Here is a 19,385-nt window from a genome sequence, read left to right as displayed (position 1 = left end):
CGTCGAGGCGGTCCATGTTGGCTTCGGTGGCGTGGCCGGCGTTGGCGCCTTTGATCACCGCTGCACCGGTGTCTTCGTTGTCGACTTCATCCCAACTCAGCATTGAAATACTCCCTTCTGATCCGTTCTGACGGTGTTCAACCCGTCCAAAAATGTGCGATTTGCAGGCTACCAGGCATTGAAATACTGCGCTGAGTGTGGTCGGTGAATACCGATTCTGCACACTATGTAGTGGTCTGTTCTGTTTGTGGGCACACTATATGGTGTGTAACAAGGTTGGTCAACGCACAAGATATGCGGTCATACGTCGCTGTCGAGCGTACGGCGCCGGGCAGATGGGCGCCGAAGGATATTTCCCTCATATATCATTATGGAATGAATAAATAGTTATTTATTCCTTTTAATGTTTTCTCGTGAGGCGCATTTTGGGGGCCTGCGCATTCGTGCGGATTGACCCAACAGCCAAAAGGAAAGCCGACATGACCATCAAAGCGATCAACGTGCGCAACCAGTTCAAAGGCGTAATCAAGGAAATTCTGCTGGGGGAAGTCGTGTCGGAAATCGACGTGCAGACGGCGTCCGGCATTGTTACTTCGGTGATTACCACGCGCTCGGTACGTGACCTGGAATTGAAGGTGGGCAGCGAAGTGATTGCCTTTGTGAAGTCGACGGAAGTGTCCATCGCCAAGTTGTGAATGGAAAACGTGGGTGGGGATTGCTTACCCCTCCCACGAATGTTTCGCTGGGCGAGTCAGCGCTGGCGCAAGGCACGTTCCATGCGCTGTATACCTTCCTCGAGCATCGCCCGTGGGCAACCGAAGTTCAGGCGCACGAACTGTTGGCTGTCATCGCCAAATTCAATCCCGGCACTCAGGCCGACCCTGGCCTGTTCCAGAAAGAACCGTTGCGGGTCTTCCAGGCCCAATGCGCTGCAATCGAGCCACGCCAGGAAGGTACCTTGTGGTGCGTGCATCACTACACCGGGCAGGCGGGTCTTTAGCGCATCGAGCAGGTAATCACGGTTGGCCTGCAGGTACTGCAACAGCGCAGCGAGCCAGTCGCCGCATTGGCTGTAGGCCGCGCGAGTGGCTTCCAGGCCCAGGGGGCTGACGCTGTCGACCATGCCGCAGCGTGCGTTATTGAAGCGCTCGCGCAGCTCGGCGTTTTGCACCACGGCGAAGCAGGTCTTCAAGCCGGCCACGTTATACGCCTTGCTCGCCGACATCAGGGTGATAGTGCGCTGGGCAATCTCGGGGCTGAGGCTGGCAGTGGGGATATGCCGGCGACCATCGAAGCACAGCTCGGCATGAATCTCGTCGCTGATGATCAGCACGCCGCTGTCAAGGCAGGCGTCGGCCACAGCCTGCAGTTCTTCGCGGGGGAATACTTTGCCGATGGGATTGTGCGGGTTACTCAGCAGCAGCGCACCGGCACCGCTTAATGCCTGGCGCATCGCAGGCATTGGCGTGACGTATTCGCCGTTGATCAACTCGAACGGCATTTCGATGCGCGGCAGGTTCCAGTTACCGGGTGCCAGGCGAATCGGCCGGTAGTTGGGGGTTTGCAGCACTACCGCTTGGCCGGGTTTGACGAAGGCGTGCAAGGCCATGTTGAAACCAGGCTCGACGCCAGGCAGAAATAGCAGTTCTTCAGGTTGTACGCGCCAGGCGTACTTGGCCCACAGGTCCGCGATGATGGCCTCGCGCACATCCGGGCCGGCTACGCTGTAGCCAAGAATCTGTTGGTCGAGGCGCGTGTGCAGGGCCTGCAATACAGCGGGCGGTGCGGCGATGTCCATATCGGCGATCCACATCGGCAGAACGTCTTGCGGGTAGCGGCTCCACTTGGTACTGCCGGTACCGTGGCGTGGGTGGAGCGTGTCGAAATCAAAGCTCATGAAAAAGGCTCGTATCAAAGCGGCGGCGAAAAAGTGGCGCTGATTCTAGCGCCATTGACGGTACAAATGTGGGAGGGAGCTAGCCCCCTCCCACATTCGGTTTATTCGCTGTTTCGTTACGCGTCCGTTCCATGACCGACAAGTTCTGTAATAAAAACGCCATTGCACTGGGGATTAGATTTGGGAGCGGCTATTTTGGCGCATCTCAATAAATAGAGTAGCCATGGATGAAATACCAACCTTTGCACCGCACTTTGATCGCCACTGCGCTCGTGTTGACAGTCAGCGGTGTTCACGCCGCTTCCCAGGCCCCGGTAGCCGGTGAAAATGGCATGGTGGTGACGGCCCAGCACCTGGCCACACATGTCGGCGTGGATGTGCTCAAGGCCGGCGGCAACGCAGTGGATGCAGCCGTTGCCGTGGGCTACGCGCTGGCGGTGGTGTACCCGGCGGCGGGTAACCTCGGTGGCGGCGGTTTCATGACCGTGCAACTGGCGGACGGACGCAAGACCTTCCTCGACTTCCGCGAAAAGGCCCCGTTGGCGGCCACCGCCGACATGTATCTGGACAAGGCCGGCAACGTGGTCGAGGGCCTCAGCGCCAAAGGCCATTTGGCGGTCGGCGTACCGGGTACCGTTTCCGGCATGGAACTGGCCCTGAGCAAATACGGCACTCTCAAGCGCGCCCAAGTGATTGCCCCGGCGATCAAACTGGCGGAAAACGGCTTTGAGCTGGAGCAGGGCGATATCGACCTGTTGCACACCGCCACTGGCGAATTCGAGAAAGATCAGGATTTGCGCGGGATCTTTCTGCACAACGGCCAACCGATGCAGGTGGGCCAGAAATTGGTGCAAAAAGACCTGGCCAGAACCCTCAAGGAAATCTCCGCCAAGGGCACCGACGGTTTCTATAAAGGTTGGGTGGCCAAGGCCTTGGTGGATTCCAGCCAGGCCGGCAAGGGCATCATCACCCAGGCCGACCTCGACAAGTACAAGACCCGCGAACTGGCGCCCATCGAGTGCGATTACCGTGGTTATCATGTGGTCTCGGCGCCACCACCCAGTTCGGGCGGCGTGGTGATCTGCCAGATCATGAACATCCTCGAAGGCTACCCGATGGCCGACCTCGGTTATCACTCGGCCCAGGGCCTGCACTACCAGATCGAAGCGATGCGCCATGCCTACGTGGACCGCAACAGCTACCTCGGCGATCCGGATTTCGTGAAGAACCCGATCGAGCATCTGCTGGACAAGAACTACGCCACCAAGTTGCGCGCCGCCATCGAGCCGCAAAAGGCCGGTGATTCCCAGGCGATCAAGCCAGGCGTGTCACCCCACGAAGGCAACAACACCACTCACTATTCGATCGTCGACAAATGGGGCAACGCGGTCTCGGTGACCTACACCCTCAACGATTGGTTTGGTGCCGGGGTGATGGCGAGCAAGACCGGGGTGATCCTCAACGATGAAATGGACGACTTCACCGTCAAGGTCGGCGTGCCGAACATGTACGGGCTGGTGCAGGGCGAAGCCAACGCTATCGCACCGGGCAAGGCGCCGCTGTCGTCGATGAGCCCGACCATCGTCACCAAGGACGGCAAGGCGGTCATGGTGGTCGGCACGCCAGGTGGCAGCCGCATCATCACCGCCACCTTGCTGACCATCCTGAATGTGATCGACTACAAGATGAATATCCAGGAAGCGGTCGACGCACCACGCTTCCATCAGCAATGGATGCCCGAGACCACTAACCTTGAGACCTTTGCGGTCAGCCCGGATACCCAGAAGATCCTCGAAAGCTGGGGCCATAAGTTTGCAGGCCCGCAAGATGCCAACCACTTGGCGGCGATCCTGGTAGGCGCGCCTTCCCTGGGTGGCAAGCCAGTGGGTAACAATCGTTTCTATGGGGCGAACGATCCGCGGCGCAACACGGGCTTGTCGTTGGGTTACTAAAGCCTGGTACGGTAAAAAATGTGGGAGCGGGCTTGCCCGCGAAAGCGGTGGGTCAGTCTATGCATGTGCTAGCTGATACATAGCATTCGCGGGCAAGCCCGCTCCCACAGGGGAAGTGTGTCAGCGCTTAAGCAACTGCTCTACTGCGGAAAATGCCGCTTGGCGACGCTGCTCCCAATCCCCACGAATCACCACCACCGGCTGTTGATGCTCTTGCATCCACTTCAAGCTGGCCTGGAAAAACGCGCGGCGGTCGGCCAGTTCCGGCTGGCAGCGCTGGCCATCGGCGCTCCATTCCACGTCCTCGGGGGAGAGCAGCAGGTGCAGGTCGTACTGCCGGGCCAGCAGTTCGTCATCAAGCCAACCGGGGTAATCGCCAAACAGGGTCTGGCTCCATAGCCTGTTGGTCAGCAGGTGGGTGTCGAGGATCAACAGTGCAGGGTGCCGGGCGCGGGCGCTGTCTTCCCAGGCTAATTGGCCATGGGCGATGGCGGGGATATCCGCCAGGGTCGTGTCACGCTGATGGTGATCGATGAAATGCCGCACGTATTCACCCACCATCAACCCGCCGAAGTGCGCGTTCAGTTGCGCCGCCAACCAGCTTTTGCCGCTGGATTCCGGGCCTGCCAGTACCACCACCTTCATGAGTGCAACGCCGGGTCGGCGCGCCATTCGCGCCAGCCTTGTACGGCAATCACGGTAAACAGTGCATAGAGCGCGGCTGTCAGGTAGAGGCCTTTGTAGAGGAACAGCCCGACAAAAATCACGTCAACGACAATCCACAGCGCCCAGCACTGCACGCGTTTTTGCGCCATCCACATTTGCGCCACCAGGCTGAAACCGGTGAGGGCGGCGTCGAGCCAGGGCTGGGCGGCGTCGGTCCAGTGAGCCATGGCGGCGCCGAGCAACAGGCTGCCGACGGCGCCCACGGCCAGGCTGGTCAGGATCGCAGGTGCCCGCAGGCTGGTGACCTGACGGCCCTGTTTGACTTCGCCGGCACGGGTCCATTGCCACCAGCCATACACCTGCAACGCGGCGTAGACCACTTGCAGCAGCATGTCGGAGTAGAGCTTGACCTCGAAAAACACCCAGGTGTAGAGCAGCACCATCACCAGGCCGATGGGCCAGCACCAAGGGTTTTGTTTGACCGTCAGCCAGACAGCGATCACCCCCAGGGCGGCGGCGAACAGTTCAAGCCCGGACATGGCGGATCCTTGGGAAGTGGGAGAGGGCGGTGATTGTACCCAGAGCTCACCGATCCTCAAAACACAGCAATACAAATGTGGGAGGGGGCTCGCCACCATGCCCCGTGTAGGAGCGAGCTTGCTCGCGAAAAACGTCAACGGTAACGCGTGTTTCCTGAGTAAACGCGGCGCCTCTGGGTTTTTCGCGAGCAAGCTCGCTCCTACATAAGGCTAAGCAAGCCCCCTCCCACAATTTACCCGGCGCTAGATTCGGAATTGGCGCAACAGCCCATCAAGCTGTTCACTCAAACCCCGCAACTGCGCACTCGCCACGCTGGATTGTTCCGCTGCCAGCGCCGTGCTGTGGGACAGCCCGGCCGCCTGGGTGACGTTCTGGTTGATGTCTTCCACCACATGGGCTTGTTGCAGGGTGGCGCTGGCAATCGAAGCATTCAACCCGTTGAGGTTGTGCAGTGCCTGGCCGATGGCGGTGAGGCTGGCTCCGGCCTGGCCGGCCTGTTCGATGGTCAGTTGCGAGGCGCTGTGGCTGTCACTGATGACCTTGACCGCCGCTTCCGAGTGGCCTTGCAGGCGCTCGATCATCACCTGGATTTCGGCGGTGGATTTCTGCGTGCGCTGGGCCAGCAAGCGCACTTCATCGGCGACCACCGCAAAGCCACGGCCTTGCTCCCCGGCGCGGGCAGCTTCGATGGCGGCGTTGAGGGCGAGCAAGTTGGTCTGATCGGCAATGGAGCGGATCACTTCCAGTACTCCGCCGATCTGCGTGCTTTCGCTGGAGAGCGTGCGGATCACCTCCACAGCCTGGCTGATGGTGCTGGAGAGCTGATCGATCTGCTGCAAGCTGCCGTCAATATTCACTTGGCCCTGTTGCGCCTGGGCCTGGGCATCGCGCATTTCGCTGGCCGCGTGCTCGGCATTCTTGGCCACGTCCTGCACGCCGTAAGTGACTTCGTTGATGGCGGTGGCCACCAGCTCCATCTGCTGCGACTGCTGCTGGCTGCGGTCGTGGGCCTGGCTGGCGTTGTGGCCCAACTCGGTGGATGACTGGCCCAAAGCGTTCGCGCATACCTGCAATTGGCCGACCACCTGGCGCAACTTGGCGGTGAAGCCATTGAAGTGGCGGGCCAGCTGAGTAAGCTCGTCGCTGCCATGGGTGTCGAGACTGCGGGTCAGGTCGCTTTCACCGCTGGCAATATTGCCCATGGCATTCACCGCCGCCTGCAATGGCTGCACGATACTGCGGGCGATCAGCACCACCAGCACGGCCATCATCAGCGCAATGCCCAGGCCGATTGCCGAGGCTTTCCATACCTGGGTCTTGAACTCGGCCTGCACATCATCCACGTACACGCCGGAGCCGATAATCCAGCCCCAGGGTTCGAACAGCTGGATATAGGAGGTTTTCTCCACCGGTGCGTCGGCGCCCGGTTTCGGCCAGCGATAGTTGACGATCCCGGCGCCCTTGGCCTTGGCCAGGATCACGAACTCATTGAACACGGCGAAACCATCCGGGTCACGAATCGCCGAGAGGTTCTGGCCATCGAGCTTGGGGTTGGCCGCGTGCATGATCATCACGGGGGTGAGGTCGTTGATCCAGAAGTAGTCATCGTGGTCGTAGCGCAGGCCACGCACCGCGCTCAGGGCTTGCTGCTGCGCGGCGTCACGGGTCAGTACCCCGGTTTTTTCCAGGTTCTGGTAATACCCGAGTACGCCACTGGCGGTCTGCACCACGTGCTGGGTCTGCTGGCGCTTGGCCTGGTAGAGGTCGCCGTGGATCTGGTTCAGCATCAGCAGCCCCAAGGCCAGCAGCATCAACACGGCGACTATCAGGATCAGCCAAAGGCGGCGGCTGATCGACATGCTGCGCAAACTGTTCATCGTCCTGTCACTCCATGCTCTTTATAATTGTGGTGCTGCTTCGAGATTTCCGGCGTGTCTGATAGGCTTTCGGCCCGGAATCGAAAAACCTGAGTACTGCCTGATTTTTCACGGAATTTTTGCAGACCGGCGTTGAGAATCAACCGCGGGCGCTTGAGTGCGCTCGTCGTCAGTGAACTTTAAAAAAGACTAAGAGGCATGCCACGCGCATGACCTTTGGAGAGAGCATGGATTTTTGGACCGCCATACAGGCATTGATTCTCGGCATCGTCGAGGGGCTGACGGAGTTCCTGCCGATCTCCAGCACCGGGCACCAGATCATCGTCGCCGACCTGATCAATTTCGGCGGCGAGCGTTTCGAAGCTTTCAATATCATCATCCAGCTGGGCGCGATCCTGGCGGTGGTCTGGGAGTTTCGCCGCAAGATCCTCGATGTGGTCATCGGCCTGCCGACCCAGCCCAAGGCCCGGCGTTTCACCGTCAACCTGATCATCGCCGTATTGCCGGCGGTGGTATTGGGGGTGATTTTTGCCGACCTGATCAAGCATTACCTGTTCAACCCGATCACCGTCGCCAGTGCCCTGGTGGTCGGTGGGGTGATCATGTTGTGGGCCGAACAGCGCCAACATGCGGTGCGCGCTGAAACGGTGGATGACATTACCTGGAAAGACGCCCTCAAGGTCGGCCTGGCCCAGTGCCTGGCAATGATTCCGGGCACTTCGCGCTCCGGTGCGACGATTATCGGCGGCCTGTTGTTCGGCCTGTCGCGCAAGACGGCCACCGAGTTTTCGTTCTTCCTGGCCATGCCGACCATGGTCGGGGCGGCGGTGTACTCGGGCTACAAGTACCGCGACCTGTTCCAGCCGGCGGACTTCCCGGTATTCGCCATAGGTTTTGTCACCTCGTTCATTTTCGCCATGATCGCGGTCAAGGGCTTGCTCAAGTTCATCGCCAGCCACAGCTACGCGGTCTTTGCCTGGTACCGGATTGCCTTCGGCCTGGTCATCCTGGCGACCTGGCAATTCGGCTGGATCGACTGGACTGCGGTCAAGCCATGAGCATCCAGCATCCACGCCTGAAGGCGCTGATCTTTGTGTTGTTATGCGCCGCGCCACTGTTGGGTTCAGCGGTGCTGTGGTATCGCGGCGAGACGGTGATCCCGCTGGCGGCGTATGGCGTGGTCAGTGTGGTGGCGTTCTTCCTGTACTGGAGCGACAAGCGCAAGGCGCAGACCGAGGGCCGGCGCATCCCGGAAAACATTCTGCACGCTGTCGAGCTGGCAGGCGGTTGGCCGGGGGCGTTGATCGCCCAGCAGGTGTTCCGGCACAAGACGCGCAAGGTGTCTTACCAGGTGTTGTTCTGGGTGATTGTGCTGTTGCACCAGGTGTTCTGGCTGGACCAGTTGTTTCTTGGCGGCACCTTGCTGTCAATCCTCTAGCCGCAAGCCAATCTGCGTGCGCTTGGGCAGTTTGCTGACCACCAACTGGTGGGAGCGCTGCAACAAGCCACGCAGTTCCTCTGCGCCCAAAGGGTAGGGCGTGTTCATGATGACCCACTGCGCCCTCGCCAGGTAAGGCGCCGGGTGAATGCCCGGCCGGTCGACGTGGCCCAGGAACAGTTCTTTGTCGACCTTGAAGGCCAGCGACTCACCGCGCAGGTTCTGCAAGGCGAACATCTTGTTGCCGGCAATCGAAAACACCCGCACGCCACCCCATTTATAGTCTTCCCGTGCGCCTGGCAGGCTCAGGCAGAAACGTGCGACTTGTTCTTCGGTCATGCTCATAACAGCCGATCTCCACAGCCTTTGAAGCCTTCTTCCAGGTAGTCGATCCAGGCCCGGATGGCCGGCAGCACCCCGCGCCGGTGCGGGTATACGGCCTGCAACCAGCCGCCCGGCAATGACCATTGCGGCAGCAGTTGCACCAGCCGGCCGCTGGCCAGTTCTTCTTCGCAGTACATCATCGGCAGTATCGTAAAGCCCACGCCCATCATTGCGCTGGCCTTGCGTACGATAAAGTCTTCGATGCCCAGGCGCGCCTCCATCACTAGCTCGTGCAGGTTGCCCTGGGGGTCGATGATGCGTTGATGCACCATTCGGTCCGCCTCGAGTGCGCCAAGGATTGGCAACTGCTTGAGGTCTTCCAGGGTTTCGACCCGCCGCTCACGCATGAACGCGGGGCTGGCCACCAGCACGGTGTGTGCCTGGCGCAGGCGTTTGGTGACCAGTAACGGGTCTTCGTCGCCCAGTTCGCGTACGCGCAGCGCCACGTCAATGCCTTCGGCTACCAGATCGACGCGGCGATTCACCAGGGTCATGTCCAACTGCACCAACGGGTGCGCGGCCAAAAAACCGGCTACCAGCTCCGGCAGGATCTGCTGGGCCAGCCCCACTGGGCAACTGACCCGCAGCCGCCCACGCGGCTCGCTGGACATGCTCGCCACGGCCTCATCGGCCATCTCCGCTTCCAGCAACATCGCCTGGCAATGGCGCAAGTAACGCTCGCCCACGGCAGTCAGGGTCAGTTGTCGGGTAGTGCGTTGCAGCAGGCGCGCTCCCAGGCGCTCTTCAAGCTCGGCAATGCGCCGTGACAGCCTGGACTTGGGAATCCCCAGCAGCCGGCCCGCCGCGGCGAAACCGCCGGCTTCGACGACTTTGGCGAAATAGTAGAGATCATTAAGGTCTTGCATGGTCGGCCTATTGTCCTGTCAGTAGGACAAACTATCGCATTTCAGGTGGCTTATCGACTATTGGTTTCATGCGTAGCATCACCACCATCTGATCGCCACTGTCGATCCCACCTCGGAGATCCACCATGAAACTACTGCATATCGATTCCAGCATCCTCGGCGACAACTCGGCTTCCCGCCAACTCAGTGCCGGTGTGGTCAAGGCATGGCAAGCGGCTGAACCGGGTGTGCAAGTGACTTACCGTGACCTGGCCAGCGAAGGCATCAACCACTTCTCCGGCGCTACCCTGGGTGCACTGGGCACTGCGGCCGAACTGCGCGATGCCGCGCAAAAGCACGAGGCGGAACTGAGTGCATCGTCGCTGGCTGAATTCCTCGCCGCCGATGCCATAGTGGTAGGCGCACCGATGTACAACTTCACTATTCCTACCCAGTTGAAAGCCTGGATTGATCGCATCGCGGTTGCCGGCCAGACCTTCCGCTACACCGAAGCCGGCCCTGAAGGCCTGTGCGGTAACAAGAAGGTGATTATCGTGTCCACGGCCGGTGGCTTGCACGCGGATCAGGCATCTGGCGCTGCCCATGAAGGCTACTTGAAACTGCTGTTCGGTTTTCTCGGCATCACCAATATTGAAATCGTCCGCGCTGAAGGGCTGGCCTACGGTGATGAAGCGCGCAGCAAAGCATTGAACGACGCCAACGTGCGGATCAACCAGCAGTTGTTCGCCGCCGCGTAAGGCTTGTGTAAATTAAGCCGTTGCCCGGTTTCATTCTGAAGCCGGGCGCCTAAACTCTGTATTCTGATCGCCTGAACGCGAGCGGAGTACGGAGTTTTTTCGTTTGTGGCCCAGGTTATGCAGAGGTTATGCAGATAGGGATCCGATACTTGGACTTTTATTCGACATGCCGGTTCTTACGCAGCAAAGGTGGACATCCCCATGATGCGTCTTAGTGCTGTTCTGGTTCTTTCGCTGCTTAGCGGCCTGCTTTCAGTGCACGCTGCACCGGCACCGCACCCGCATTGGAGTGTGGGGTTTCATCGCATGAGCGTGCTCGACCCGCTGGATTCGCAGCCGATGAAGGCCATTGCGTTTTACCCTTCCACTGACACCGAACGCACCACGCCGCTGGGCGCCTATCAGGTCGCGGCCAGTGAAGACGCCAAGGTTGCCATCGGCCGTTTTCCCATGCTGATGCTGTCCCATGGCAATACCGGCACGCCCCTGGCCTTGCATGATCTGGCCACGTCACTGGCGCGCAAGGGATTTGTGGTGGTGGCGGTCCTGCACCCCGGCGACAACTATAAGGACCACAGCCGCCTGGGCACTGTGAGTAATCTGTATGGCCGGCCGATCCAGATCTCCCAGGCGATTACCGCGACCCTGGCTGATCCCATGCTGTCGCCCTTTGTCGATGTCGATCAGATTGGCGTGATCGGTTATTCCGCCGGTGGCGAAACCGCGCTGATCCTGGCGGGCGCCAAGCCGGATTTCGAGCGCCTGCGCCGTTACTGCCAGCAGCGCCCCGAGGACCGTGATGCCTGCACCACCAAGGGCGAGTTGGTGGTCGACCGCGACGACTTGCAGCCCCAGGCTGACCCACGCATCCATGCCTTGATGCTGATGGCGCCACTGAGCCTGATGTTTGGCCGTCACACCCTGGCTGATGTGCACGTGCCGGTGTTGCTCTACAGTGGCGACGGCGACCAGTTGGTGGCGGTGGACAAAAACGCTGCCGCCCTGGCGCGTAAACTGCCGGAGCCACCGGACTTCAAGCTGTTGGCCGGGGCAGGGCACTTTGTATTCATGGCGCCATGCGACAGCGATCAATTGGCGACAATGCCGGGCATCTGCACCGATGCCGATGGCGTCGACCGCGAAGGCATTCACCGCGATATGGTCTCCGAGGCCGGGCGCTTTTTCAGCCGGACCCTCGGTGAGACGACGCGTGCCGGCCTGCAGACCGCTGATCAGTAGGCGCGGCGCCTGAGCAGTACGGTCAGGGCGAGTGCGCTGACCGACAGCAACGCGGCACAGAAGAAGATCCAGCCGTAGCCGAGGTTCAACGCCACGGCCCCCATCAACGGCCCGGCAATCGCCAGCGCCAGGTCGAAGAACACCGCATAGGCACTCAGCCCCGCACCTCGGCTGCTGTCCGGCACTTGCTTGATGGCTTCAACCCCCAGCGCCGGGTACACCAGCGACAGGCCAAAGCCGGTCAGCCCGGCACCGATCAAGGCGACGCCGGTGGACGGCGCCAGCCACAGCAGCGTCAGGCCCAGGATTTCGATGCTCATGCAGGCGATGGCGGCGGTAAACCCACCAAACCGGCTGATGGCAGAAATGAACATCAGGCGCGACAGAATAAAACACGCGCCAAATACCGTCAGGCAATACGCCGCGCCGCTCCAGCCACGATTGAGGTAGTACAGGGTAATGAAGGTCGTCAGCGTGCCGTAGCCAATCGACGCCAGGCACAGGCTGGTGCCGAACGGTGCGATTCGCCCGAACACTGCCCAGAACGGCAGCCGCTCACCGCGCACCACCGGCACCGACGGTTTATTGCGGATCAGCACCAGCCCCAGCCCCGCCAACACCGACAGGGCAACTCCCAGGCTGGTATAGCCATATTCCGCCACCATCACCACGCCGACCGGCGCACCAACGGCAATGGCGCCGTAGGAGGCAATGCCATTCCAGGAGATCGAGCGGGCCGTGTGTTCAGTCCCCACCGCGCCCATGCACCAACTGATGGTGCCCACGCCAATCAGGCCCTGGGCCACGCCCAGCAACAGGCGACCGACGATCAGAATGCCCAGGCTCAAAGCTGGCAGGCTGTCCACCAGAGTGGCGATAAAGGTCAGCACGCCGCTGATCAGGATGCCGGCCAGGCCCAGCACGATCGCACGCTTGGTGCCGACGTTATCCGACATCCGCCCGGCCATTGGGCGGCTGAGCAGCGTGGCCAGGTATTGCGAACCGATGGTGACCCCGGCGACTACCGCGCTGAAACCCAGTTGTTCGTGCACATAGCCTGGAATCACCGCAATCGGCAGGCCGATGCAGATAAAGGCTATGAAGGTGTAGAACACGATGGAGACGATCTGCAGGGTGATCGACAGGGAGGAGGGGGCGGCAGGCATGGGTACTCGATCGCTGGCGGGCGGTACGGCCATGATGCCACTGCTCTAACCAATGTGGGAGGGGGCTAGCTCCCTCCCACATTTGGATCTGACTGCCCTGGAAGCTGAGGGCGTTCTTAGAACACCACACCCTGGCTACGCAGGTAGTCGTCATAGGTGCCGCTGAAGTCGATCACGCCGCTTGGGCTCAACTCGATGATGCGGGTGGCCAAAGACGATACGAACTCGCGGTCGTGGCTGACGAAGATCAGCGTGCCCGGGTAGTTTTCCAGTGCCAGGTTCAGCGCCTCGATGGATTCCATGTCCAAGTGGTTGGTCGGTTCGTCCATGATCAGCACGTTCGGCTTTTGCAGGATCAGCTTGCCGAACAACATGCGGCCTTGCTCACCACCGGAGATCACTTTGACCGACTTCTGGATTTCGTCGTTGGAGAACAACATGCGGCCCAGAGTGCCACGGATCATTTGTTCGCCTTGGGTCCACTGGCCCATCCAGTCGAACAGGCTCACGTCGTCTTCGAAGTCGTGGGCGTGGTCCTGGGCGTAGTAGCCCAGTTCGGCGGCGTCGGTCCACTTGATGCTGCCGGCATCCGGGGTCAGTTCGTTGACCAGGGTGCGCAGCAGGGTGGTCTTGCCGATACCGTTCGGGCCGATGATTGCCACGCGCTCGCCAGCTTCAACCTGGAAGCTGAAGTCCTTGAACAGCGGCTTGCCGTCAAAGCCTTTGGCCATCTTTTCGACCATGACCGCCTGGCGGTGCAGCTTTTTGTTCTGCTCGAAACGGATGAACGGGCTCACACGACTCGACGGCTTGACTTCGGCCAGTTGGATCTTGTCGATCGCCTTGGCACGGGACGTGGCCTGCTTGGCTTTGGAGGCGTTGGCCGAGAAGCGGCTGACGAAGGATTGCAGTTCGGAGATCTGCGCTTTCTTCTTGGCGTTGTCCGACAGCAACTGCTCGCGGGACTGGGTCGCCACGGTCATGTACTCGTCGTAGTTGCCCGGGAACAGGCGCAGCTCGCCGTAGTCCAGGTCAGCCATGTGGGTGCACACGCTGTTCAGGAAGTGACGGTCGTGAGAGATGATGATCATCAGGCTGGAGCGCTGGGTGAGGATGTTTTCCAGCCAGCGGATGGTATTGATGTCCAGGTGGTTGGTCGGTTCGTCGAGCAACAGCACTTCAGGGTCCGAGAACAGCGCCTGAGCCAGCAATACACGCAGTTTCCAGCCTGGGGACACTTCGCTCATCGGGCCGAAATGCTGCTCCAGGGGAATCCCCAGGCCCAGCAACAACTCACCGGCGCGGGATTCGGCAGTGTAGCCGTCCATTTCGGCGAACTCGGTTTCCAGCTCGGCCACGGCCATGCCGTCTTCTTCGCTCATTTCCGGCAGCGAGTAGATACGGTCGCGCTCGGCCTTGACCTTCCACAGCTCCTCGTGGCCCATGATCACGGTGTCGAGCACGGTGAATTCTTCGTAGGCGAACTGGTCCTGGCGCAGTTTACCCAGGCGCACATTCGGCTCCAGCATGACCTGGCCGCCGGACGGGTCGAGGTCGCCACCGAGGATTTTCATGAAGGTCGACTTGCCGCAACCGTTGGCCCCGATCAAACCATAGCGGTTGCCGGCGCCGAACTTGACCGAGACGTTCTCGAAGAGCGGCTTGGCGCCGAACTGCATGGTGATGTTAGCTGTGGAGATCAATTACTTTACCTATCAATGGGTTGCGAGCGTGACGGCAGGTGCCTTCAGGCATGCGTCAACAGCGACATCAAGGCGCGAAACCCGGTCGCTGAGCGGAAAATTTGGGATGTGTGTTGGAATTTGGCGCGCATTGTCGCATATGTGAGGCGACAGTTGTATGGCAGTCGACGACGATGTTCAGCGCCTTGCGTGATTCGAAGCGCTGAAACCAAAGCTCGGGCCCGCGGGCAGGTATTCATTTTTTAGGTAACGATTGACAGTCCTTTCCCGTCCATCACCAATCTGTTCCGGCCATGGGCACTGAGGCCACATCAAAAGTCATCTGAAAAGGGGCAATCGGTATGGGGGTTTTCGATTACAAGAGCATGACGGGCCAGAAGGCAAAGGCGCTGTTGAACGACGCTTTGGCCTTGTCCGATTACGCATATGACGCCAGCGGCCAACCGCTGACCGCTGGCGGTTGGGCGCCTATCGGTGCGCAAGCACTGGGGGTGACGCAGAAAGTCGACGAGTACGGCACCTTTTGGGGCGAGACGGTATTGGCTCCCTCCGCCAACGTCAAGGTTGTGGGGCAGTACGATGGGGTGGGTAAGCTGATCGCCATGGGGGTTGCCTTTCGTGGGACGTCCTTTGGCTTGTCCTGGGATGGATTGGGCGACGTCGCCAGCGATCTGGCTGCTGCCGCCGTTCCCGGATACGCCGCCCATTATGCTCAGTTCGCGTTCAGTGGCTTATTGGAGCACGTCGCCAGCTACGCCAGGAGCCAGGGCTTGACCGGCAAGGATATCCTGGTCACCGGCCATAGCCTCGGCGCACTCGGGGCCAACAGCTTGGCGACCTTGAGCCATGATCATTGGGGCGGTTTCTTCGAGGATGCCAACTACGTCACCTTTGCCTCACCCACACAACGTTCGGGTGACACTCGGATCTTGAACATCGGCTATGAGAATGACCTGGTGTTCAAGGCCATTGATGGAGAAGGCATCAATACGTCGGCACTGCGCTGGGGTAACGATAGCGTTTGGGATTCGGCGGCCAATAACCTGGTCAGCTTTACCGATAACTACGCCTCGGTCTGGGCGCATTTACCCAATGCCCTCAACTGGGGAGGCGCCAAGGCTCACTCCCTGGACGGTTACATCCAAGGCATGAAGCGTATCGCGTCCTCGGATTTCTACGACCTGACCAGCAAAGACTCGACCATCGTAGTCTCCAGCCTCAGCGAGGCCACGCGTGAAACCACCTGGGTGCAAGACCTGAACCGCTACGCCGAAAAACACACCGGCAATACCTTTATATTCGGTACCGAGGGCAACGACCTGCTCAAGGGCGGAGCGGGCAATGACTTCCTGGAAGGTGGCGCAGGTGATGATCGTTTCCGCGATGACGGCGGCTACAACATCCTGCTGGGGGGGCAGGGCAATAACGTCTTCGAACTGCAAAAGCCACTGGGCGCCTTCAGCTTTGCCAATGACGGCGATGGCACGTTGTATGTCAACGACGCCTATGGCGGTATCAGTATGACCCGGGATATCGGCGCATTGGTCAGCAAAGAAACGGCCTATATACCGTGGACTTCAATCCCTTGGGGCTCCAATGACATCACTTATAAGGTGACCGGCGATGGCCTGCTGGCCGGTAACGACCTGACGCACTACGCGGCTTCCACCAACGGCGATGCCCATGACAATGTCCTCACCGCTCATGCTACGGGTGATTGGCTGTTCGGCTTGGGCGGCGACGATCACCTGATCGGAGGCCCGGGTAATGACGTATTTGTCGGCGGCACCGGCAATGACCTGATGGTTGCAGGCGGTGGCAGTAATACCTTCCTGTTCGACGGCATCTTCGGCAACGACCGGATCCAGGGTTACCAGGTCAGCGATAAGCTGGTGTTCATGGGTATGGCTGGCCTGGGCCAGGATTACGATTACCGCTCTTATGCCTCGACGTTCGAGGACAACACCGTGCTGGCCTTTGGTGACAACTCGGTGATGTTAATGGGCGTGAACATGACTCAGTTGAATGGCGCAGGCATCTTTATTTCCTGAACGCGGGCGGGGCAGAGCACCTTGGATGACAGGGGGGCTCTGCTTCAGCCCATTACCGGCACCTGCAGGCTGGGTTTTGCCAGGGTTTCCGGCATCGCCAGCCACAACAGCAGCAACGCCACGCCCGCCACGCCCGCCAAGGTCAGAAAGGCTGCGTTATAGCCGGCCTGTTGCACCACGAAGCCGGCCAGGCTGCTGCTTAGCGCCGCGCCGAGGCCGAACACAGTGGAAAGGGCGCCTAGACTGACATTGAAACGCCCGGTGCCTTGGGTCAGGTCCTTGACGATGACCGGGAACAACGCGCCGAAAATACCCGCGCCGATACCGTCAAGCATCTGCACCGCCACCAGCCAATACGGATCGCTGGACAGGGTATACAGCACGCCACGCAGCGGCAGTATCAGAAAGCCGGCCAGCAACAGCGGCTTGCGCCCCCAGATATCTGCCTTGAGCCCGACCAGCCAGGCGATCGGGACCATGACCAACTGTGCGGCGACAATGCAGGCGGAGGTCAGGGGCGTGGCCATCTGCAGGTTGATCTGCGCCAGCTTCTGGCTGACCAGTGGCAGCATCGCGGCATTGGCCAGGTGAAACAGCGCGCAGCAGACGGCGAACAGCAGCAACGGGCGGTTGGCCAGCAAGACTGTCAGGCCCGAAGGCTGCTCATGGTCGTTGTGATGGGCGGGATCGAAGCCACGGGCCACCTCATGATCAATCGCCTTGCCAGAAACACAGCTGACCGCAATGACACTGGCGACTGCCATAAACGCCATCAGGTAAAACACCACCACAGGCCCATACAGATACGCCAGGCCCCCGGCCAGCAGTGCGGCCACGGCGTTGCCGGCGTGGTTGAAGGTTTCGTTGCGCCCGGTACGCCGAGTGAAAGCACGGGGGCCGGTAATACCAAGGGAGATGGCAGAAATGGCCGGGGCGAATACCGATGCGGCAACGGCGCTGGCGGCCTGGGTCAGCGCCACCCAGCCAAATGAACTGACGAAGGGCAGTATCAGGCAACTGCCGGTGACCAGCAGCGCGGCAATCGCGATGACTGCACGCTTGCTGCGGGTTCGGTCGATCAGCGCACCCGCCGGGCCCTGGGTGATCAAGGCGGCGATACCGGCCAGGGTCATGACTACGCCGATACTGGCCGGGTCCCATTTATGGACCGCCAGCAGGTAGATCGCCAGGTACGGCCCGAGACCGTCGCGAACATCCGCAAGAAAGAAGTTCAGGCTGTCCAGGGAAAGGGCGGTACGCAGATCTGAATGATGGGCCACAGTGCGATCTTCGAGAGCGGCGTTCAATGGCTGAACACGCGATGGCTTAATGACCGGTAGGCTTGGCTATAAGTTTCGCTGGTACTGCGGGTTTTATCTGGCAGATATTTGGCTTATGTTCCTAAGCCCGCTGTATTGACTTTCTGGAGACGCAATGGACATGCCCTCAGCGCAAGAGGCGATTGCCAGCAATAAAAACGCCTGGGACGAATCGGCCCGGTTGCACAAAGACACGGCGACCTGGACGAAGCTACTGGCCTCGCTGGCCGAACCTGACTTTTCCTGCCTTGACCCCACTATCACCGCGTTGCTGCATGAGATAGGTGTGGTGGGCAAGGACGTGGTGCAATTGTGCTGCAACAACGGACGCGAAAGCCTTTCGTTGTATGGCTTGGGGGCCCGTTCGGTGGTGGGGGTTGATCAATCCCGGGCGTTTCTTGAACAGGCGCGGGAATTGGCCGAGGTCTCGCCACACAGCCCTGATTTCATTGAGACCGATATCCACCATTTGCCGGAGCGTTTGCAGGCACGGTTCGATATTGCCCTGGTGACCATTGGCGTACTGGGTTGGATGCCGGATGTGGCGTTGTTCATGCGCCAGGTTGCCCTTGTGCTGAAGCCCGGCGGTACGTTGGTCATGTACGAAACCCATCCCTTTCTTGAGGTGTTTGACCCCTGTGGGGCCAACCCGATGCTGCCTGCCAGTTCTTACTTCCAGCGTGAACCCTTTGTGCTGCAGGAGGCAATTGTCTATGAAGGGAAGGACGAGCGGCCCGGGCCGACCTCCTATTGGTATGTACATACCCTGGGCAGTGTGGTCAGCGCGGCTATCGCAGCGCAGTTGCAGATCGCTCATTTGCAGGAATACCCGCATTCCAACCGGGAAGAACTCTACGATCAATATGAGCATCAGGCCGCGCAACTGCCCCTGTGCTTTACCATGACAGCGATCAGGCGTGATGGCTGATAAAGGTTTGCGCACGCAAAAAAAAGGCCCGCGAGGAGAGGGCGGGCCAAGTGATTCACTGGAGTAGGTAGGCCTGACCTTATAGGTCGAAAAGTGAAGGCCTTGTGAAAATGCCGTGATCAAATCGGATAATCACGTCTAATGCCGATCAGTGTAGGAGCGAGCAAGCTCGCTCCTATGCATGGACTCTTTCTGGCCGATACTGCCCAGGGTCTTGCCATGCAGGTCACCGCCCAGGCCCACCTGCCATCCGCCTGCGCGCAGCGAGTTGGCTTCGGCCAGCAGATTGCGCGCAGAGGCCATGATCAGCGCCCAGGTCAGTTCCGGCGCCGCGTGTTTATAGCTGTCGGTGCCGCACACCTGGATACCCAGGGCCTTGGCGGCGGTAATATCGATGGCGGCATTGCGCATACCGCCGGTGACCAGCAATTTTAGCTTGGGCAGCCCTTGCAGCAAGGCCTTGTCGAAGGTGGAGCGTTCGCGCATGACGCAAATCACCTCGAAGCCCTTCAAGCGTTCAACCATTGTCGCCGTATCAGCGGGGTAGTCGTGGAGAAAATGTACCTGACCCACGCCGTCCAGCGCCGACCAATCCACCACGTCACTGGCGACGTTCTGCCAA

General features: G+C 60.1%; 17 protein-coding genes and 1 pseudogene. 8 read left to right on the top strand and 10 right to left on the bottom strand.

Features of this window, described 5'->3' with window-relative positions; all coding sequences use genetic code 11:
* Nucleotides 1–479: 479 nt before the first annotated feature.
* Nucleotides 480–695 (top strand): TOBE domain-containing protein, encoded by a 216-nt coding sequence (locus E4P01_RS22025; RefSeq protein WP_003173733.1) that lies wholly within the window; start codon nt 480–482, stop codon nt 693–695.
* A gap of 56 nt (nt 696–751) precedes the next feature.
* Here the strand turns inward: E4P01_RS22025 and E4P01_RS22020 are convergent, their stop codons facing one another.
* Nucleotides 752–1,897, bottom strand: coding sequence for a PatB family C-S lyase (locus E4P01_RS22020; protein ID WP_216091304.1), 1,146 nt, complete (start codon nt 1,895–1,897; stop codon nt 752–754).
* Nucleotides 1,898–2,124: 227 nt separating this feature from the next.
* On the opposite strand from E4P01_RS22020, the gene ggt reads away from it, so the two are divergent.
* On the top strand, nt 2,125–3,849 hold the full coding sequence (gene ggt, locus E4P01_RS22015) for a gamma-glutamyltransferase (RefSeq protein ID WP_032875675.1): 1,725 nt from the start codon (nt 2,125–2,127) through the stop codon (nt 3,847–3,849).
* Between the two features lie 120 nt (nt 3,850–3,969).
* Here the strand turns inward: ggt and E4P01_RS22010 are convergent, their stop codons facing one another.
* The 3 genes from E4P01_RS22010 to E4P01_RS22000 form a co-directional block, all read right to left on the bottom strand.
* Nucleotides 3,970–4,494 carry an AAA family ATPase gene (locus E4P01_RS22010; RefSeq protein ID WP_216092163.1) on the bottom strand — a complete coding sequence of 175 codons (525 nt, stop codon included), beginning with the start codon at nt 4,492–4,494 and terminating at the stop codon, nt 3,970–3,972.
* Nucleotides 4,491–5,054 carry a nicotinamide riboside transporter PnuC gene (pnuC, locus tag E4P01_RS22005; protein ID WP_148854540.1) on the bottom strand — a complete coding sequence of 188 codons (564 nt, stop codon included), beginning with the start codon at nt 5,052–5,054 and terminating at the stop codon, nt 4,491–4,493. Before pnuC ends, E4P01_RS22010 begins: the two co-directional genes overlap by 4 nt.
* A 243-nt stretch (nt 5,055–5,297) precedes the next feature.
* Nucleotides 5,298–6,932, bottom strand: a complete 1,635-nt coding sequence (locus E4P01_RS22000) for a methyl-accepting chemotaxis protein (protein ID WP_032875667.1) — start codon at nt 6,930–6,932, stop codon at nt 5,298–5,300.
* A 227-nt stretch (nt 6,933–7,159) separates the two neighbouring features.
* Here E4P01_RS22000 and E4P01_RS21995 point away from each other — a divergent pair, with 227 nt between their 5' ends.
* Nucleotides 7,160–7,990: an undecaprenyl-diphosphate phosphatase gene (locus E4P01_RS21995; protein WP_005788518.1), complete on the top strand. Its 831-nt coding sequence runs from the start codon at nt 7,160–7,162 to the stop codon at nt 7,988–7,990.
* A complete protein-coding gene (locus E4P01_RS21990; protein ID WP_103734265.1) occupies nt 7,987–8,370 on the top strand; it encodes a DUF1294 domain-containing protein in 384 nt (127 codons plus the stop codon). The genes E4P01_RS21995 and E4P01_RS21990 overlap by 4 nt, the downstream gene beginning before the upstream one ends.
* Here the strand turns inward: E4P01_RS21990 and E4P01_RS21985 are convergent.
* Nucleotides 8,359–8,715 (bottom strand): MmcQ/YjbR family DNA-binding protein, encoded by a 357-nt coding sequence (locus E4P01_RS21985; RefSeq protein WP_034127343.1) that lies wholly within the window; start codon nt 8,713–8,715, stop codon nt 8,359–8,361. The two genes, E4P01_RS21990 and E4P01_RS21985, sit on opposite strands and share 12 nt — an antisense overlap.
* Nucleotides 8,712–9,620 (bottom strand): LysR substrate-binding domain-containing protein, encoded by a 909-nt coding sequence (locus E4P01_RS21980; protein WP_216091305.1) that lies wholly within the window; start codon nt 9,618–9,620, stop codon nt 8,712–8,714. The genes E4P01_RS21985 and E4P01_RS21980 overlap by 4 nt, the downstream gene beginning before the upstream one ends.
* 125 nt (nt 9,621–9,745) lie before the next feature.
* On the opposite strand from E4P01_RS21980, the gene E4P01_RS21975 reads away from it, so the two are divergent.
* Both E4P01_RS21975 and E4P01_RS21970 read left to right on the top strand, forming a co-directional pair.
* Entirely contained in the window at nt 9,746–10,357 is a 612-nt protein-coding gene (locus E4P01_RS21975; protein WP_005788514.1) for an FMN-dependent NADH-azoreductase, read from the top strand.
* Between the two features lie 201 nt (nt 10,358–10,558).
* The gene (locus E4P01_RS21970; protein ID WP_216091306.1) at nt 10,559–11,596 is read left to right on the top strand and encodes a dienelactone hydrolase; all 1,038 of its coding nucleotides are present in this window, start codon (nt 10,559–10,561) and stop codon (nt 11,594–11,596) included.
* On the opposite strand, the gene E4P01_RS21965 is transcribed toward E4P01_RS21970, so the two are convergent.
* Nucleotides 11,590–12,762 (bottom strand): MFS transporter, encoded by a 1,173-nt coding sequence (locus E4P01_RS21965; RefSeq protein ID WP_032875653.1) that lies wholly within the window; start codon nt 12,760–12,762, stop codon nt 11,590–11,592. The two genes, E4P01_RS21970 and E4P01_RS21965, sit on opposite strands and share 7 nt — an antisense overlap.
* A 116-nt stretch (nt 12,763–12,878) precedes the next feature.
* Complete coding sequence (locus tag E4P01_RS21960) at nt 12,879–14,465, bottom strand: ABC-F family ATPase (RefSeq protein WP_003191057.1); 1,587 nt, start codon at nt 14,463–14,465, stop codon at nt 12,879–12,881.
* Nucleotides 14,466–14,806: 341 nt separating this feature from the next.
* On the opposite strand from E4P01_RS21960, the gene E4P01_RS21955 reads away from it, so the two are divergent.
* Entirely contained in the window at nt 14,807–16,516 is a 1,710-nt protein-coding gene (locus tag E4P01_RS21955; protein ID WP_216091307.1) for a polyurethanase, read from the top strand.
* 44 nt (nt 16,517–16,560) lie between these two features.
* On the opposite strand, the gene E4P01_RS21950 is transcribed toward E4P01_RS21955, so the two are convergent.
* Nucleotides 16,561–17,796 (bottom strand): MFS transporter, encoded by a 1,236-nt coding sequence (locus E4P01_RS21950; RefSeq protein ID WP_216091308.1) that lies wholly within the window; start codon nt 17,794–17,796, stop codon nt 16,561–16,563.
* Between the two features lie 154 nt (nt 17,797–17,950).
* Here E4P01_RS21950 and E4P01_RS21945 point away from each other — a divergent pair, with 154 nt between their 5' ends.
* The gene (locus E4P01_RS21945) at nt 17,951–18,763 is read left to right on the top strand and encodes a class I SAM-dependent methyltransferase (RefSeq protein ID WP_216091309.1); all 813 of its coding nucleotides are present in this window, start codon (nt 17,951–17,953) and stop codon (nt 18,761–18,763) included.
* 189 nt (nt 18,764–18,952) lie between these two features.
* On the opposite strand, the pseudogene E4P01_RS21940 reads toward E4P01_RS21945, so the two are convergent.
* Nucleotides 18,953–19,385 (bottom strand): annotated as a pseudogene (locus tag E4P01_RS21940) (D-2-hydroxyacid dehydrogenase family protein); the annotation flags it as partial.

The sequence above is a fragment of the Pseudomonas sp. NCIMB 10586 genome, assembly GCF_023127895.1.
Lineage (GTDB): Bacteria > Pseudomonadota > Gammaproteobacteria > Pseudomonadales > Pseudomonadaceae > Aquipseudomonas > Aquipseudomonas synxantha_A.
This window is presented reverse-complemented; position numbering and strand designations above follow the sequence as displayed.

Coding starts and splice junctions, on each gene's coding strand:
- E4P01_RS22025 (WP_003173733.1), top strand. CDS start 480: ATGACCATCAAAGCGATCAACGTGCGCAACCAGTTCAAAGGCGTAATC.
- E4P01_RS22020 (WP_216091304.1), bottom strand. CDS start 1,897: ATGAGCTTTGATTTCGACACGCTCCACCCACGCCACGGTACCGGCAGT.
- ggt (WP_032875675.1), top strand. CDS start 2,125: ATGAAATACCAACCTTTGCACCGCACTTTGATCGCCACTGCGCTCGTG.
- E4P01_RS22010 (WP_216092163.1), bottom strand. CDS start 4,494: ATGAAGGTGGTGGTACTGGCAGGCCCGGAATCCAGCGGCAAAAGCTGG.
- pnuC (WP_148854540.1), bottom strand. CDS start 5,054: ATGTCCGGGCTTGAACTGTTCGCCGCCGCCCTGGGGGTGATCGCTGTC.
- E4P01_RS22000 (WP_032875667.1), bottom strand. CDS start 6,932: ATGAACAGTTTGCGCAGCATGTCGATCAGCCGCCGCCTTTGGCTGATC.
- E4P01_RS21995 (WP_005788518.1), top strand. CDS start 7,160: ATGGATTTTTGGACCGCCATACAGGCATTGATTCTCGGCATCGTCGAG.
- E4P01_RS21990 (WP_103734265.1), top strand. CDS start 7,987: ATGAGCATCCAGCATCCACGCCTGAAGGCGCTGATCTTTGTGTTGTTA.
- E4P01_RS21985 (WP_034127343.1), bottom strand. CDS start 8,715: ATGAGCATGACCGAAGAACAAGTCGCACGTTTCTGCCTGAGCCTGCCA.
- E4P01_RS21980 (WP_216091305.1), bottom strand. CDS start 9,620: ATGCAAGACCTTAATGATCTCTACTATTTCGCCAAAGTCGTCGAAGCC.
- E4P01_RS21975 (WP_005788514.1), top strand. CDS start 9,746: ATGAAACTACTGCATATCGATTCCAGCATCCTCGGCGACAACTCGGCT.
- E4P01_RS21970 (WP_216091306.1), top strand. CDS start 10,559: ATGATGCGTCTTAGTGCTGTTCTGGTTCTTTCGCTGCTTAGCGGCCTG.
- E4P01_RS21965 (WP_032875653.1), bottom strand. CDS start 12,762: ATGCCTGCCGCCCCCTCCTCCCTGTCGATCACCCTGCAGATCGTCTCC.
- E4P01_RS21955 (WP_216091307.1), top strand. CDS start 14,807: ATGGGGGTTTTCGATTACAAGAGCATGACGGGCCAGAAGGCAAAGGCG.
- E4P01_RS21945 (WP_216091309.1), top strand. CDS start 17,951: ATGGACATGCCCTCAGCGCAAGAGGCGATTGCCAGCAATAAAAACGCC.